At 65.2% G+C, this 15801-nt stretch carries 12 protein-coding genes and 1 pseudogene; 5 read left to right on the forward strand and 8 right to left on the reverse strand.

Annotation, left to right across the window (positions count from 1 at the left end; translation table 11 throughout):
- The first annotated feature begins 4 nt into the window (after positions 1–4).
- The 3 genes from BPRO_RS17095 (at position 5) to xth (ending at position 2694) form a co-directional block, all read left to right on the forward strand.
- A complete protein-coding gene (locus tag BPRO_RS17095) occupies positions 5–1444 on the forward strand; it encodes an aldehyde dehydrogenase family protein (RefSeq protein ID WP_011484325.1) in 1440 nt (479 codons plus the stop codon).
- Between the two features lie 191 nt (positions 1445–1635).
- Complete coding sequence (locus BPRO_RS17100) at positions 1636–1857, forward strand: hypothetical protein (RefSeq protein ID WP_011484326.1); 222 nt, start codon at positions 1636–1638, stop codon at positions 1855–1857.
- Between the two features lie 18 nt (positions 1858–1875).
- Positions 1876–2694, forward strand: coding sequence for an exodeoxyribonuclease III (gene xth / locus BPRO_RS17105; protein WP_011484327.1), 819 nt, complete (start codon positions 1876–1878; stop codon positions 2692–2694).
- A gap of 51 nt (positions 2695–2745) precedes the next feature.
- On the opposite strand, the gene BPRO_RS17110 is transcribed toward xth, so the two are convergent.
- From BPRO_RS17110 to BPRO_RS17135, 6 genes and pseudogenes are all read right to left on the reverse strand, one after another.
- A complete protein-coding gene (locus BPRO_RS17110) occupies positions 2746–3780 on the reverse strand; it encodes a tRNA dihydrouridine synthase (protein ID WP_011484328.1) in 1035 nt (344 codons plus the stop codon).
- A 21-nt stretch (positions 3781–3801) separates the two neighbouring features.
- Positions 3802–5055 carry a methyltransferase gene (locus BPRO_RS17115; RefSeq protein ID WP_011484329.1) on the reverse strand — a complete coding sequence of 418 codons (1254 nt, stop codon included), beginning with the start codon at positions 5053–5055 and terminating at the stop codon, positions 3802–3804.
- 405 nt (positions 5056–5460) lie between these two features.
- The gene (locus BPRO_RS17120) at positions 5461–6873 is read right to left on the reverse strand and encodes an efflux transporter outer membrane subunit (protein ID WP_011484330.1); all 1413 of its coding nucleotides are present in this window, start codon (positions 6871–6873) and stop codon (positions 5461–5463) included.
- Between the two features lie 136 nt (positions 6874–7009).
- Positions 7010–10087: pseudogene (locus BPRO_RS17125) on the reverse strand (efflux RND transporter permease subunit); the annotation flags it as partial.
- A gap of 88 nt (positions 10088–10175) precedes the next feature.
- Positions 10176–11411, reverse strand: coding sequence for an efflux RND transporter periplasmic adaptor subunit (locus BPRO_RS17130; RefSeq protein ID WP_011484332.1), 1236 nt, complete (start codon positions 11409–11411; stop codon positions 10176–10178).
- Between the two features lie 42 nt (positions 11412–11453).
- Positions 11454–12335 carry an alpha/beta hydrolase gene (locus BPRO_RS17135; protein WP_369794593.1) on the reverse strand — a complete coding sequence of 294 codons (882 nt, stop codon included), beginning with the start codon at positions 12333–12335 and terminating at the stop codon, positions 11454–11456.
- A 446-nt stretch (positions 12336–12781) separates the two neighbouring features.
- Here BPRO_RS17135 and BPRO_RS17140 point away from each other — a divergent pair, with 446 nt between their 5' ends.
- Positions 12782–13711, forward strand: coding sequence for a LysR family transcriptional regulator (locus BPRO_RS17140; RefSeq protein ID WP_011484334.1), 930 nt, complete (start codon positions 12782–12784; stop codon positions 13709–13711).
- Positions 13712–14282: 571 nt separating this feature from the next.
- Here the strand turns inward: BPRO_RS17140 and BPRO_RS17150 are convergent.
- The gene (locus BPRO_RS17150; RefSeq protein WP_011484335.1) at positions 14283–14627 is read right to left on the reverse strand and encodes a DUF883 family protein; all 345 of its coding nucleotides are present in this window, start codon (positions 14625–14627) and stop codon (positions 14283–14285) included.
- A 289-nt stretch (positions 14628–14916) separates the two neighbouring features.
- Here BPRO_RS17150 and BPRO_RS29665 point away from each other — a divergent pair, with 289 nt between their 5' ends.
- The gene (locus tag BPRO_RS29665; protein ID WP_157045817.1) at positions 14917–15087 is read left to right on the forward strand and encodes a hypothetical protein; all 171 of its coding nucleotides are present in this window, start codon (positions 14917–14919) and stop codon (positions 15085–15087) included.
- Positions 15088–15144: 57 nt separating this feature from the next.
- Here the strand turns inward: BPRO_RS29665 and BPRO_RS17155 are convergent, their stop codons facing one another.
- Positions 15145–15666, reverse strand: coding sequence for a GNAT family N-acetyltransferase (locus BPRO_RS17155; RefSeq protein ID WP_011484336.1), 522 nt, complete (start codon positions 15664–15666; stop codon positions 15145–15147).
- Between the last annotated feature and the right edge of the window lie 135 nt (positions 15667–15801).

Consider the following 15801-nt stretch of genomic DNA (forward strand, 5'->3'; position numbering starts at 1 on the left):
ACCGATGTTTAAAAACCTCATCAACGGCGACTGGGTCGAAGCCCCGGGCGTCACGCGCAACATCAACCCGTCGGACACGCGCGACCTGATCGGCGAATACGCCAAAGCCGACGCCGCCCAGACGAAGGACGCCATTGCCGCCGCACAGGCTGCTTTCCCGGCCTGGTCGCTCAGCACGCCGCAGCAGCGCTTCGACATCCTGGATGCGGTGGGCAGCGAGATCCTGGCGCGCCGCAATGAACTGGGCGACCTGCTGGCCCGCGAAGAAGGCAAGACCCTGCCGGAAGCCATTGGCGAAGTCGCCCGCGCCGGCAACATCTTCAAGTTCTTTGCCGGCGAGGCATTGCGCCCGGGTGGTGAAGTCCTGCCCTCCGTGCGCCCCGGTGTCGGTGTCGAGATCACGCGCGAGCCGGTGGGCGTGGTCGGCATCATCACGCCATGGAACTTTCCCATCGCCATTCCGGCCTGGAAGATTGCGCCCGCATTGGCCTATGGCAACTGCGTCGTCTTCAAACCCGCCGAACTGGTACCCGGCTCGGCCTGGGCGCTGGCCGACATCCTGTCGCGCAGCGGCCTGCCCAAAGGCGTGTTCAACCTCGTGATGGGCCCCGGCTCGCAGGTCGGTGCTACCCTGCTCGACGACGCCCGCATCGCCGCCATCACCTTCACCGGCTCCGTCGGCACCGGCAAGCGCGTTGCCGCGGCCTGCGTCGGGCGCATGGCCAAGTTCCAGCTCGAGATGGGCGGCAAGAACCCGATGGTCGTGCTCGACGACGCCGACCTCGGCGTGGCCGTCAACTGCGCCGTGCAAAGCGGCTTCTTCTCGACCGGCCAGCGCTGCACCGCTTCCTCACGCGTCATCGTGACCGAAGGCATTCACGACCGCTTTGTGGCCGCCGTGGTGGAAAAACTGCGCAGCCTCAAGGTCGACGACGCCCGCAAGACCGGCACCGACCTCGGTCCCGTGGTTGACGCCAGCCAGCTCGCGCAAAACCTGAAGTACGTCGAGATTGCCCGCGGCGAAGGCGCCACGCTGGCCTATGGCGGCGACGCCCTCGAGCACAACGCCGACGGCCAGCCCGGTTTCTACATGCGGCCCGCACTGTTCACCGACACCACGGCCGGCATGCGCATCAACGGCGAAGAGGTGTTTGGTCCTGTGGTCAGCGTGCTGCGCGCCAAAAACTACGACGAGGCCTTGCACCTGGCCAACGACACGCCCTTCGGCCTGGCCGCCGGCATTGCCACCACGTCGCTCAAATATGCCACCCACTTCAAGCGCCACTCGCAGGCCGGCATGGTGATGGTCAACCTGCCGACGGCGGGGGTGGACTACCACGTGCCCTTCGGTGGCCGCAAAGGCTCGAGCTACGGTCCGCGCGAGCAGGGCCGTTATGCGGCGGAGTTCTACACCACGGTCAAGACGGCTTATACGCAGGCCTGAGGTCCGGGGCCTGAGCACCTGCCGCCAGGCGGTGGCTCAGGCATCGCCATGGGCGCAGTGAGGACAGACTTGACTGCAAGGCGAATAACCGCGTGGGCACGAGGCTTGCGGCCTTGTCCGACACGCTGCGCGCCGCCATACTGGTAGCTTGAGAAGACATCCTTCGGAGGGTGAACTTTCTGGAGCATCCCATGTCACGCAACACCACCAGCCTCACACGCGCCAAGACCGGTGAAACACTCACCAGCCCGCATCCGCACCCTCCCGACCACGAAGCGGGCGACGACGACAGCGCCAGCACGCTGATCGAGGCGCCCCTGCCGGCCGGCCACAAGCCGGTGCCGCATGATTTTCCCGATGGTGGCGGCAGCGGCGGCGCGGAAGCCTACCGCCGCAAGAAAACTGAACGCTGAACGGCGCCCGCTGCTCCCATGAAGCTGGCCACCTTCAACGTCAACGGCATCAAGACCCGGCTGCCCAACCTGCTGTCGTGGCTGGCGAAGGAGTCGCCAGACCTTGTCTGCCTGCAGGAACTCAAGGCGCTGGACGGCGTGTTTCCCCAGGCTGAATTGCGCGAGGCCGGCTACGGTGCCGTGTGGAAAGGCCAGCGCTCCTGGAACGGCGTGGCAATTCTGGCCAAGGACAGCGATCCGGTCGAGATCAGGCGGGAATTGCCGGGCGACCCTGGCGACGACCAGAGCCGCTACCTGGAGGCCACGGTGAACGGCATCATCGTGGCCTGCCTCTACCTGCCCAATGGCAACCCGCAACCGGGACCCAAGTTTGACTACAAGCTCGCCTGGTTCGAGCGTCTGAACCGGCACGCACAGGCGCTGTACCAGTCCGGCCAACCGGTGGCGCTGGCGGGGGACTTCAATGTGGTGCCCACCGACTTCGACATCTACAACCCGAAGTCGTGGCTGAAGGACGCGCTGCTGCAGCCCGAAAGCCGCGAGGCCTATGCCAGACTGCTGTCGCAGGGCTGGGTCGACAGCCTGCGCCACCTGCACCCCGACGAGCGCATCTACACCTTCTGGGATTATTTTCGCCAGCACTGGCAAAAAAACTCGGGCCTGCGTATCGACCACATTTTGCTCAATGCAGAACTGGCGCCAGGACTGAAGGCTGCCGGTGTGGACACGTGGGTACGCGATGAAGAACACGCCAGCGACCATGCGCCCACATGGGTGGAGCTGGCAGATTCGGAGGTGGCGAAAATCGCCCGAAAACAAGGTTCACAACCCCGATGACAAGGCGGCCGGGCCACCGGCAGCCGAGACCGGCAGCACGATGCGCAACGCTCAGGCAGGCAGGAGTTCAGCGCGCTCCAGCAAGTCAGCGCTGCGCCGGGCGTCCGCCTCCACCAAGGCTGCCAGCCACTCGTCAATCAAGGCCGGGTCGGTGATGGTCTTGAGCACCTGGTAGGCGGCTTCGGCTTGCGGAAAACGGCGGCGCAAAAAATTCAGCCACTGCTTGAGCCGGCCGGGCCGGGCACGCGCATCCAGGCGGGCGCACACCACGTGCCAGAAATCAGCCAGCAGCGGCACAAGTTCTGCCCACGTGATGCCCGGCTCCTGCCCGCCAGCGGCCGGGTGACTCATAGCCGCCTTGATGGCCAGCCCCAGGCCAGGGTCTGCCACGGCGCCGCGGCCAATCATCAGCATGCTGCAGCCCGAGGCTTCGCGGCAGCGGCGCGCATCGTCCACCGTCCAGATTTCGCCATTGGCGACAACGGGTATCTGCACCGCGGCGCGGATGTCGGCAATGCGCTCCCAGTAGGCGGGCGGCTTGTAGGCCTGCGCCTTGGTGCGGGCATGCACCACCAGCTCGCCGGCGCCGCCTTCGGCAATGGCCAGTGCGCATTCGACCGCACGCGAGTCGTCGTTGTAGCCCAGCCGCATCTTGGCCGAAACCGGCATGCCAGCCGGCACGGCGCGGCGCACCGCGCTGACGATGGCCAACAGGGTTTCGGGCTCCTTGAGCAGGGATGCACCGCCGCCGTGGCGGTTGACGACAGCGGCGGGGCAACCGAAATTGAGGTCAATGCCTGCCGGGCCGAGCGTAGCCAGCCGCGCCGCGTTCTCGGCCATGCAGGCCGGGTCAGAACCGAGCAGTTGCGCGCGCACCGGCACGCCGGCCAGCGTGCGGCCACCGTTGTGCAGCTCGGGCACGATGCGGGTGAACACGCGCTCGGGCAAGAGCTGGTCAGTGATGCGGATGAATTCGGAGACGCAGCGGTCTATGCCGCCGACCCGCGTCAGGATGTCGCGCAGGACAAAGTCCAGCAGGCCTTCCATCGGTGCCAGCAAGACTGTGGCGTGCGGTTCAGCTTTCATCTCGTCAAACTTCTCAAGCTTCTATTTGGCCGCCAGCCGCCACAGCGACGTGACTTCTGCCGCGCGCGCCGCATGCAGCGGGTCGGTCGCGTCCGAGGCTTTGGGGTGATGCGGTTGCGCATCGAGCCGGTCAAGCACCTTGAGTCCCGCAGCGTCAATCGCAGCCAGCAGCCACGCGCGCGTGCGCAGGCCCAGGTGCTCGGCAATGTCCGACAGGATCAGCCAGCCCTCGCCCTTCGGTTCCAGGTGCGCTGCCAGACCGCCCAGAAAACCCAGCAGCATGCGGCTGTCTTCGTCATACACCGCGTGCTCGACCGGCGAGCCGGGACGCGCCGGCAACCACGGCGGGTTGCAGACGATGATGTGGGCCCGGCCTTCGGGGAACAGGTTGGCCTCGCGCACTTCGACCTGCGGAAACCCGAGCCGTTTGAGGTTGTCGCGCGCACAGGCCAGCGCGCGCGGGTCCTGGTCCGTGGCCACCACGCGCTGCACGCCGCTGCGCAGGGCCAGCACGGCGGCCAGCACGCCGGTGCCGGTGCCGATGTCAAAAGCCAGCAGGTCCTCGGTGCCCTCGCGCACGGGCGCCTGGGCCACCAGGTCAATGTATTCACCGCGCACCGGCGAGAAAACGCCGTAATGCGGATGGATGCGGTTGTGCGGCCCGTCTTCACCAAGGGCCGGGATGGGCACGCCCTTGCGGCGCCACTCGTGCGCGCTGATGAAGCCCATCAACTCGCGCAGCGATGCTACAGAAGAACCCGCGCCCTCCTTGGCCGGCCCCCAAGCTTCGGCGCAGGCCTTCTTCGAGTCAGGCGCGCGGCGCAGGGGAATGCTGTAGTCCGCGTCAAACGGGATCAGCACCATGCCCAGCACGCGGGCGCGCTGCGCCTGCACCTGGCGGTGCAGGTGAAAGGCTTCCGGGAACACCGGCGCAATCGCTTCAACCTGGACGCTGGGCTCTCCAGCCTTCTGGTCCTTGACGCGCTTCTCGCGCTTGGGTTTGGCCGGCTTGTCGACACGGCGCGCCAGCGCCTGCAGCAGCAGCCGGGCGTTCTGGAAGTCACCCCGCCAGAGCAGGCCGGTACCCTCACAAGCCAGCCGGTAAGCGGTGTCGGCCGCCATGCTGTCATCTGCAATCACCACGCGCTTGGGCGGCGCGGTCCCGCGCTCGGAACGCCAGCGCGCCGTATGGGCCTGGTTTTCCTTGCCCTCGGTCCAGTGAATGAGGGGATAGGCAGTGGCAGAGGTGGCAGGCGCGGCAGGTGAAACAGACATCAGGGGCAGACAGGTAAAGAGGGTGAAAGCAAAAAACAGCCAACTGTTTTAACAGATGGCGCCCTCTTCCAGCCTGCCCTGGGGCCATTTCAGGCCACCGCAGAGCCCAAAACGCCGCCGAAACGAAAAAAACGGCCCGCAAAAGCCGTTTTTTATAAGGACCCAGCAAAACAAGAGCGCCCGGAGAGTTTTCCAGCAGGGGCCGCGGAACTGGCTCCGCCAGGCCGCAGGCGCCGTCCCCTGCAAGGGGAAAGGGCGCTACACGCAGTGAGCGCCAATAGGGGTGTGCTCGGAGCTGTGCCCCTCTTCCCCAGCAGGGGCCGGGGTCCGGCTTCGCCGGCCCACAGGCGCCTGTCCCCTGCAAGGGGAAAAGGCGTTACACGCAGTGAACGCCGATAGGGGTGTTTAGGTGCTCCAGCCACCACCCAACGCGCGGATCAGCCCCACCGTGGCCAGGTACTGCGATGCCTTCACCTGCAACGCCTGCCGCCGGTTGCGCAGTTCGCTGCGCTGGGCGTCCAGCAACTCGAGCTGGCTGACGAAGCCGTTGCGGTAGCGCGAGTCCGACAGCACCGTGGCGCGGGTAGCGGAGGCCACCGAGCGCGACTGCGCTTCGGACTGGTCGGCCAGCAAGCGCAGCGCCGCCAGCTGGTCTTCCACATCCTTGAAGGCCACCAGGATCTGTTCGCGGTAGTTGGCCAATGCGATGTCGAGTTCGGCATTGGCGTTCTGCACGCCGGCTTCGCGGCGGCCGCCGTCAAAGATCGGCAGCGACAACAACGCGCCCACGCCCCAGGCGCGGGTGGAGAGCTTGAACAGGTCGCTGATCTCCGGTGCCGCATAGCCGCCCGTGGCTGTCAGCGAGAACGTGGGGAACCAGGCGGCCTTGGCCACACCGGCACGGGCCTGTGCCGCCTGCATGGTGCTTTGTGCCGCCGACACATCGGGGCGGCGAACCAGCACGGTGCTGGGCACGCCGGCCGGGATGACCGGCAGCGCCGTGGTCCATTCGGCGGGCGCCACCTGGAAGCTGGAGGCGACCTCGCCCACCAGCACGGCCAGCGCATGCTCGAGTTCGGCGCGGCGCCGGTCCAGCGCCAGCGCCTCCGACTCCGTGGAAGCGACTTCGGCGCGCACGCGGGCCACGTCGAGCTCGGCCACGTCGCCCTCCTTGAAGCGCACTTCGGTCAGGCGCAGGGTGTTGCGGTAGGCCTGCAGCGTGTCACGCACCAGCGAGCGTTCGGTGTCAAGTGCGCGCAGGTTCAGGTAGGTCTGGGCCACATCGGCCTGCACCAGCAATTTCGTGCTGCGCAGCAGCGCTTCGCGGGACTGGGCGTCCAGCGAGGCGGCGTCGGAATTCAGCGAGAGCTTGCCGAACAGGTCCACTTCGTAAGAGAAGTTGGCATTGGCGCTCACTACGGTTTGCGGCACATTGCCGGTGGTGGCGTTGCTCTGGCGGGTGGCGCCGGCGCCCAGGCCGACCTGAGGCAGGCGGTCGGCGTCGGTGTTGCGGGCAATCGCCCTCGCCTGGGCCAGGCGCCCGGCCGCGACTTGCACGCTGTTGTTGTTGCGGCCGGCCTGCTCCACCAGCTGGTCCAGCACGGGGTCGGCAAACACCTTCCACCAGGTGCCCTGGGATTGCACCTGGGCGGAGGTGGCCGTTGCGGAAGCGACCTGGCTGGCGTTTTCCTTGAAGGCTTGCGGCGCCTTCGGCAGGCTGGACGCGTCTATCGAGGCGCTGGTAGCGCAGCCGGCCAGCACCAGCGCTGCCACCAGGGGCGCCAGCGACATGCGCAGCGTTGAATGAATGCGGTTCATGACGAACTCCTTTGACTTTCTTGTTTTCTTGTTATTCGTGATGCTTGAGGGGCGCCGCCGGCTGGGCATGCGCGCCGGCACCGCCGCTGCCCGCGAAGGCCTCGAGATGCGGCACTTCGCCATGCAGCTTGAGCGGGCGGTTGCCCGTGAGGCGGCGCAGGGTCACGTAAAACACCGGCGTGAGGAACAGGCCAAAAGCCGTGACACCAATCATTCCCGAGAACACGGCCACGCCCATGGCATGGCGCATTTCGGCACCGGCGCCCGTCGACAGCACCAGGGGCAGCACGCCCATGATGAAAGCCAGCGAGGTCATCAGAATGGGACGCAGGCGCAGGCGGCTGGCTTCAATGGCAGCCTGCAGCGGCGTGCGCCCGGCAAACTCCAGCTCGCGCGCAAATTCCACAATCAAAATGGCGTTCTTCGCCGACAGCCCCACCAGCACAATCAAACCGATCTGCGTGAAGATGTTGTTGTCGCCACCGGTCAGCTTCACCCCCAGCATGGCAGCCAGCAGGCCCATGGGCACGATCAGCACGATGGCGATCGGCAGGGTCAAGCTTTCATACTGCGCGGCCAGCACCAGGAACACCAGCAGCAGCGCCAGCGGGAACACCCACATGGCCGAGTTGCCGGCAATGATTTCCTGGTAGGTCAGATCCGTCCACTCGTAGCTGATGCCGGGCGGCAGCGTCTCGGCCGCGATGCGCGCGACCGCATCCTGCGCCTGGCCCGACGAATAGCCGGGGGCAGCGCCGCCATTGATGTCGGCCGACAGGAAGCCGTTGTAGCGCATGGCGCGTTCAGGGCCGAAGCTCGGCGTGACTTTCATCAGCGCCGACAGCGGCACCATCTCGCCGGTGGTCGAGCGCACCTTGAGCTGGCCGATGTCTTCGGCACGGGCCCGGTAAGGCGCATCGGCCTGCACCCGCACGGAATAGGTGCGGCCGAACTTGTTGAAGTCGTTGGCGTACAGGCTGCCCAGGTAGATCTGCATGGTGTCGAACACATCGGTTATCGGCACACCCAATTGGCGCGCCTTGGTGCGGTCGATGTCGGCATAGAGCTGCGGCACGTTGACCTGGAAGCTGGAGAACAGCCCCGCCAGTTCAGGCGTCTGATAAGCCTTGGCCATGAAAGCCTTGGTGGCGGCGTCCAGCGCGGCATAGCCGAGCGAGCCGCGGTCTTCCAGCTGCAGCTTGAAGCCGCCGGTGGTGCCCAGGCCCTGCACCGGAGGCGGCGGGAACATCGCGATAAACGCTTCCTGGATGCCTCCGAATTTGCCGTTGAGCTGGCCGGCGATGGCGCCTGCACTCATGTCCGCACTCTTGCGCTCATCGAACGGCTTGAGCGAGAGAAACACGATGCCCGAGTTGGAGCTGTTGGTGAAGCCGTTGATCGACAGGCCGGGGAAAGCAATCGCGTGTTCCACGCCGGGTTGTTTCATGGCGATGTCGCTGATCTTGCGGATCACGTCTTCGGTGCGGTCCAGCGTGGCGCCGTCGGGCAACTGGGCAAAGCCGATCAGGTACTGCTTGTCCTGCCCGGGCACAAAGCCGCTGGGAACGGCCTTGAACAGGCCTGCCGTGGCCAGCACCAGCACCAGGTACACGCCCAGCATCACGGCCTTGCGCGAGATCGCACCCTTGACACCGCGGCTGTAGTTGTCAGAGCCGCGGCCAAAGGCCTTGTTGAAGGCGGCAAAGAAGCGGCCGAACACCTTGTCCATGCCGCGGGTCAGCGCGTCTTTCGGTGCGTCATGGCTCTTGAGCAGCAAGGCGGCCAGCGCTGGCGACAGCGTCAGCGAATTGATGGCAGAGATCACGGTGGAAATCGCAATCGTCAGCGCGAACTGCTTGTAGAACTGGCCCGACAGGCCGGTGATGAAGGCCAGCGGCACGAACACGGCGATCAGCACCAGGGCAATCGCGATGATAGGCCCCGACACCTCGCGCATGGCGCGGTAGGTGGCGTCGCGCGGACTCAGGCCCGCCTCGATATTGCGCTCCACGTTTTCGACCACCACGATGGCGTCGTCCACCACGATACCGATGGCCAGCACCAGCCCGAACAGGCTGAGCGCGTTGATGGAAAAGCCGAAGAGATGCATCACCGCAAAGGTGCCGATGACCGAGATGGGCACGGCCAGCAGCGGAATGATGGAAGCGCGCCAGGTCTGCAAAAAGATGATCACGACCAGCACCACCAGGGCCACGGCCTCGAGCAGCGTGTGCACCACGGCTTCAATGGACGAGCGCACGAACTGGGTGGTGTCGTAAACGATCTCGTAGTCCACGCCTTCGGGCATGTTCTTTTTCAGGTCCTTCATCACGGCCTGCACGTCATCGGAAATCTGGATGGCATTGGAGCCCGGCGCGGCGAACACCGGCACGGCCACGGCCTGCTTGTTGTCGAGCAGCGAGCGCAGCGCATAGTCGGAGGCGCCCAGTTCCAGGCGGGCGATGTCGCGCAGGCGCGTGACTGCGCCGCCTTTTTCGGCCTTTTCGGTTTTGACAATGATGTCGCCGAATTCTTCTTCACTTTGCAGGCGTCCCTGGGCGTTGATGGACAGTTGCATGTCCACGCCGGGCAATCCGGGCGAGGCACCCACCACGCCGGCCGCAGCCTGGATGTTCTGCTCGCGGATGGCGCGCACCACGTCACCGGCGGACAGGCCGCGCTCGGCCACCTTTTGCGGGTCCAGCCAGACGCGCATCGAGTAGTCGCCCGAGCCGAACAGCTGCACCTGGCCCACGCCGTTGATGCGGGCCAGCCTGTCCTTGACATTGAGCACCCCGTAGTTGCGCAGATAGGTCATGTCATAGCGGCCGCTGGGCGACAGCAAGTGCACCACCATCGTGAGGTCGGGTGAGCTCTTGATCGTGGTAATGCCGAGGCGGCGCACTTCTTCCGGCAGGCGCGGCTCGGCTTGCGAGACGCGGTTTTGCACCAGCTGCTGGGCCTTGTCGGGGTCGGTGCCGAGCTTGAAGGTGACGTTGAGCGTCATCAGGCCGTCGGTGGTCGCCTGGCTGCTCATGTAGAGCATGCCGTCCACGCCGTTGATGGCTTCCTCCAGCGGCGTGGCCACGGTCTCGGCAATCACCTTGGGGTTGGCGCCGGGGTAGTTGGCGCGCACCACCACGGTGGGCGGCACCACGTCAGGGTATTCGGCAATCGGCAGCGAGCGCAGCGCAATCAGGCCCGAGATGAGCATGAGCAGCGACAGCACGCCGGCAAAGATCGGCCGGTCGATGAAAATTTGGAGAGATTCATACGATGTTCTTTTTTCAGTTTTCAGCCGCTCAGGACTTGGCTGCTACCTGCACCGGTTTGGCGTTGAGCTCCGTCTTGGCGGACATCTCCACCGGTTGCGGCGCCACCAGCGCGCCCGGGCGGATACGCTGCAAGCCATTGACGACGATGCGTTCGTTGGCCACCAGGCCGCCCTTGACCACGCGCAGGCCGTTGATGGAAGCGCCCAGCGTGACCTCGCGGTACACCGCCTTGTTGTCGGCGCCCACCACCAGCACGAATTTCTTGTTCTGGTCCGTGCCGACGGCGCGTTCGTTGATCAGCAAGGCCGTGCCTTTGCTGGCCTGGCCCATGCGAATGCGCGCGAACTGGCCGGGCATGAGCTGGCCATCCTTGTTGTCAAACACAGCGCGCGCGCGCACCGTGCCGCTCTTCGCATCGACCTGGTTGTCGACCAGCTGCAGCCGGCCTTCAAATGGTGTGTCGGTGCTGGCCGCAGTGCCCATCTGCACGGGAATGCGTTCCAGGTTTCGGCCACTGCTGCCAGCGCCACTGCCCTGCACATCTTTCAGCGCCTTGGCTACCACCTGCTCGTCGGCGTCAAAACTGGCGTAGATGGGGCTCACGGACACCAGCGTGGTCAGCACGGGAGCGCCGGGGCCCGCGGCGACCAGGTTGCCCACGGTGACTTCGAGCTTGCCGACCCGCCCGGAGACCGGCGCGCGCACCTGGGTGTAGCCCAGGCTCAGTTGCGCCGTCTGCAGGGCCGCCTGCGCGGCACGCAGGTTGGCGTCTGCTTCGCCCTTGCCATTGGTGCGCTCGTCAAACTCACGCTTGGAGATGGCCTGCTCGCTCCACAGGCGCTGCGAGCGCTCCTGCTCGCCTTTGGCCTGGGTGACCCGGGCCTGGGCCGCAGCAACCTGCGCATCGGCACGCTCCACATCGGCGGCATAAGGGGCCGGGTCAATCGTCAGCAGCAGGTCGCCCTTTTTGACCAGCGCACCTTCGCGGAAATGCACGGCCTGGATGGTGCCGGCCACGCGCGAACGGATGTCCACCCGCTCGACGGCTTCCAGCCGGCCGGAAAACTCGTCCCAGGCGGCCACGTCGCTCTGCACGACAGTCGCCACCGACACCGGGGTGGCGGGCGGCTCGACCGCGGCCCCGGGCTGGGCGCGCGGGCTGGACACGCCGAAGACGACGGCAGAAATGCCGATGACGGCCAGCACGGCCAGAGCAACGGCCAGAAGTCGGCGCTTGTTGGCCGGTAATTGAATCGATGGCATGGTGGTGAACTCCCTCAAAAAAAACAAAGAAAGAAAACGGATTCAGGAAACGGAAGACGAATGGGTGTGCCCGGCCTGCAGCGCAGGGGTGCCGGCGAAAAATTCGGTGAACAGCTGCCGCACCGCCGGCGCCCACGCCGCCTCGTGGCTGGCAGGCTGGAGGTAACTGCAGGGCCAGCCAGTCACCACCGGCAGCACGGCGTGCTGCGCAACCAGCCCGGCAGCGCGCAGCCGTTCGGCATACTCCAGCGTTTCGTCGCGCAGCGGATCATCCTGGGCGGTCACCAGCAAGGTCGGTGGCAGCCCGGTCAGGCGCAGGGCCGAGCCCGGCGCGGCATAGGGATGGCTGGCGTCTTCCAGGCGGGGCAGGTAGTGGTGCCAGCCGTCGGCCCAGACACAACCGACGGGGCCGGCTTCGGCATCGCGCAGCGAGGCCGTCGCCAGGCAGGGATCCAGCATGGGTGACAGCAGGATCTGCCCGGCCAGCGCGGGCTCCTGCCGGTCACGCGCGACCAGCGAGACCGCGGCCGCCAGGTTGCCACCGGCTTCCTCACCTGCAATGAAAAGAGGTGCGCCCTGCCCGGCCAGTTTCTGGCGCGCTTTCCAGGCCCACAGCAGCGCGGCATAACCGGTTTCAACGGCGGCCGGAAAAGGATGCGCAGGCGCCAGCGGATAGTCGAGCGACATGACCACGGCGCCGGCGTCGGCCAGCAGCCGGGCCACACAGGAGCCGCCGTCCAGCGAACCACCGGCAAACGCGCCGCCGTGAAAGTGCACCACCAGCGGCGACACGGCGCCGACACGGTGGCGGCCGTAAAAGCGCACATCCAGCGGCTTTTTCAGCGAAAGCTGGATCTGCTTGTCCACCCAGGCGGGTGCGGCCTTGTCGGTGCCTGAGCGGGTGAGCTGCTGGCTGTTCATCATCTGTGGCCGCATACGGCCCTCGGTTGTTGCAATGCAGCAGAAGATAAGCCCACCGCCTCAATCAATAAATAGCCACTTCGCTCATTCATTATTTCTCCTGTGAAATAATCAACAACGATCGCTGTGAACAAAGCGGCGGCGCATCGGTTACCCGTGGATTCAAGGCCAGACCTCATGAAAACTCCTGCATTCAGAATGGCGCGAAGTTTCAAGCCTCCCATCGTGGCAGGGTCAATAACCGGCCAGCAATCCCCTACGGCACCCGGGGCCATCAGGCGTCAACTGCCGGATTCGGCCAGGCTGGTCACAATCGCGCCTCGGCTTTTCCCGGCTGACACGGCTGCCGCGATGGCCCTGACCGCTCCAGCACCGGGGACAGGTTGGGCCTGTCTCGATGGCAGGACGGGATGTATTTGATTGACTGACGCCCACAGACAGGACTTTTCATGGACAAGTTTTCAGCAATGCAGGCCTTCGTCAGGGTGGTGGAAGCCGGCACCTTCACCAAGGCCGCCGACTCCATGGCCATGCCCAAACCGACGATCACGCGCCTGATCCAGACCCTGGAAAAGGAACTGGACACCAAGCTGCTGAACCGCACCACCCGCAAGGTCACGGTGACGGCCGACGGCGCGGCCTACTACGAACGCGCCGGCCGCCTGCTCAGTGAGATGGAAGAACTCGAGGCGAGCATGTCGCGCGCCAAGGCCAGCCCGCGCGGGCGGCTCAAGGTGGACATTCCGGCCTCGCTGGGCATCGCGGTCATCATTCCGGCCCTGCCCGATTTTTATGCGCGCTATCCCGACATCCAGCTCGACCTGGGCGTAAGCGACCGGCCTGTAGACATCATTGCCGAGAACGTTGACTGCGTGGTACGCGGCGGCGAACTGATCGACCAGTCGCTGGTCGCGCGCCGCATTGGGGAGTTCTATCTGATGTCATGCGCCTCGCCCGCCTACCTCAAGCGCCATGGCACACCCCAGCATCCGGCCGAACTCGAGGACAGCCATCGCATGATCCGTTACGCCTCTCCACGCAACGGCAAGCTTTATTCGTTCGAGTACTACAAGGACGGCGAAACCGTCGAAGTCGGCGGCAACTATCTGCTGTCGGTCAACGATTCGCGCGCCGGCGTGGTCGCCGCGCTGGCCGGCCTGGGTGTGCTGCACACCGCGACCTTTCAGGTGCAGGATTACATCAGCACAGGCGCGCTCGAACCGCTGTTCAACGGCTGGTGCACCGAATCGATCCCGCTGCATGTGGTCTACCCGCCCAACCGCCACCTGAGCAACAAGGTGCGTGTCTTCGTGGACTGGGTCGCCGAGCTGTTTGCCAAGCATGACCTGATACAGCGCAAGAGCACGCTGCCTGCCTGATTGATGCGCCGGGGTAGCTGCAATGCACACTGGCGGCCTGGCTAACCACGGCCTGACGCAGACGACACCATTGCGCGGCAGTGCCCCCGCCGACGCAGGCTCTCCTACAGCCAGCATCAGCCCAAACCTACAACCTGCGCCAAACCAGCCGGTTACCTTCAACCCTTCTTTGGAGATACCGATGCCGAGAGTCAATGACCCGTCCCAATACTGCCCCCCCGACAGCGATAAGCGCAAAGCCCTGGAAAAACGCGCCAGAGAAGCTGCGAAGCCCGCCGTTCCCGAAGAAAAAGGACGGTGGCCTTTTCCCGTGAACGTCAATCAGCCTGCAGGCAACTCGCCTGCCGCGGGCGCCGACCCGAAAGCCGGCAAACCCAAACCGCCGCTTCCGCCGGGCAAGCCGCACGGACATCCCTGAGCGAGGATTCAGGCGCAATCCACGCCGGCGATTTTTTCACGGCGGTTAATACGCCGCTCACGAGGACTGCCGAGCCTTGTCGCACTCCGCATAAAAAAACCGCCCGCAGGCGGTGGGAGGCACTCAGTCTGCTGTGAGCCGACCGTTATCAGCTTACCGCGCCGTCAACCGGCCCAAGAGGAAACCGATCGCCAGTGCGGCGGCCACCGCTTCAAGAGGCCGCTCCTGGACCCAGGATCTGGAATATTCCATCGCGTGCGCCGGCGCTTGCGTCACCCGGCGTGTCTGGTCTGAAAACCGCTCGGCGACATGGCTTGCATTGCCAGCCAGTTTGTCGACCGTTTGATGGGCTGCGCTGGACACGCGGTCCACGGTGCTGCGCGCCGGGTCTGCCAGCTTGTCGATGGTGCTGTGCAGCGCCGCGCCCGCCGACTCCACCCCGCGCTGGACGGGATTGCCCGAGGTGTCACTGACAGGGTCTGCTGTGGCGTTTTCCATGGTGGTTTTCCTTCAAAAAAAACAGATCAAGAGGAGAGTCAGAAAGTCGAGGGACTCGAAGGGGAGGCTGGAATCTGATCATAGAAAACGACCCCGCAAACGGGTGTGCGGCGCGGGCGGGGCTGCATGTAGGACAAGAGAGAGAGGGTTTTGGCGCTATCGGCCTTGCCCCCCAAGCGCACGGCGCCTGGCGCCGCGCTGTCAGCCTGAACTGACAGCACAACGCTGATTTCACCTGACAAATGGCGCTGATCGGAACATGATCAGGGCAGCTTCAAGGAGATTGACCATGACCGCCAGACGCGCCCGCAAAGCCGCGGATGCAGGTCGGCCCCACACCGGGCCGGCATCGGAAGACGAACCGGAAGACGACGACGGCCTGGAATTGCCGGTGACCCCGGATGAGGGTGCACCGCTGATTCCGGACGACGACGAGCGTGTGATCAATGTGCCGTCATGAGGGGCGGCCACCAGCGACAGGAGCAGCGGCCGCGCGGCCGCGCCGTCGCCCCGGTGATCAGTCCACCGTGCGCTTGAGGCGGATTTCTTCCAGCTTGGCGCTGCCAAAGGCGACGGTCTTGAGCGACGGCATTTCACGCTTGAAGCCTGCGGCTTGCTCGTAAAAGCGCAGCGCGCGTTCGTTGCGCAGCAATACCCAGAGGGTGACCTGCGTGCAGCCTTCCTCCTTCAGGCCCTCGCGCGCACCGTCCCACAATGCCAGGCCGGCGCCCTTGCTCCAGTGCTCAGGTGCCACATACATGGCCCAGATCTCGCCGGTGGTGGACTTGGTGCCGGCATCGCGTGAGCGGTCAAAACCGACGAAGCCAATGACCTCGTCTCCATTGGTGGCCACCAGCAATTGCGGCTCGCTGTATTCAATGGCTTCGCGCCAGTAGGCCTGGCGCTTTTCCACCGTGGCTTTTTGCAGAAAATCCTCCGGCATCAGGTCCTTGTAGGCGGCATGCCAGGTGGCAACGTGAATTTCGGCAATGGCCTTGGCATCGCGGGTGGTGGCAGGACGAACGGAGTAGCTGGACATGAAAAATAGAATCGCTTGTGAATCGGTCGGGGGGAAATATTCGGGAGGAGCAAGATTGTCGCGCAAATCATCTTCCGCACCGCGGGGCCATCGCCTTCTGGGGTAAATTCAGACTTCCCATTCTCAATATGCCCC

This window comes from Polaromonas sp. JS666 (assembly GCF_000013865.1).
GTDB lineage: Bacteria > Pseudomonadota > Gammaproteobacteria > Burkholderiales > Burkholderiaceae_C > Polaromonas.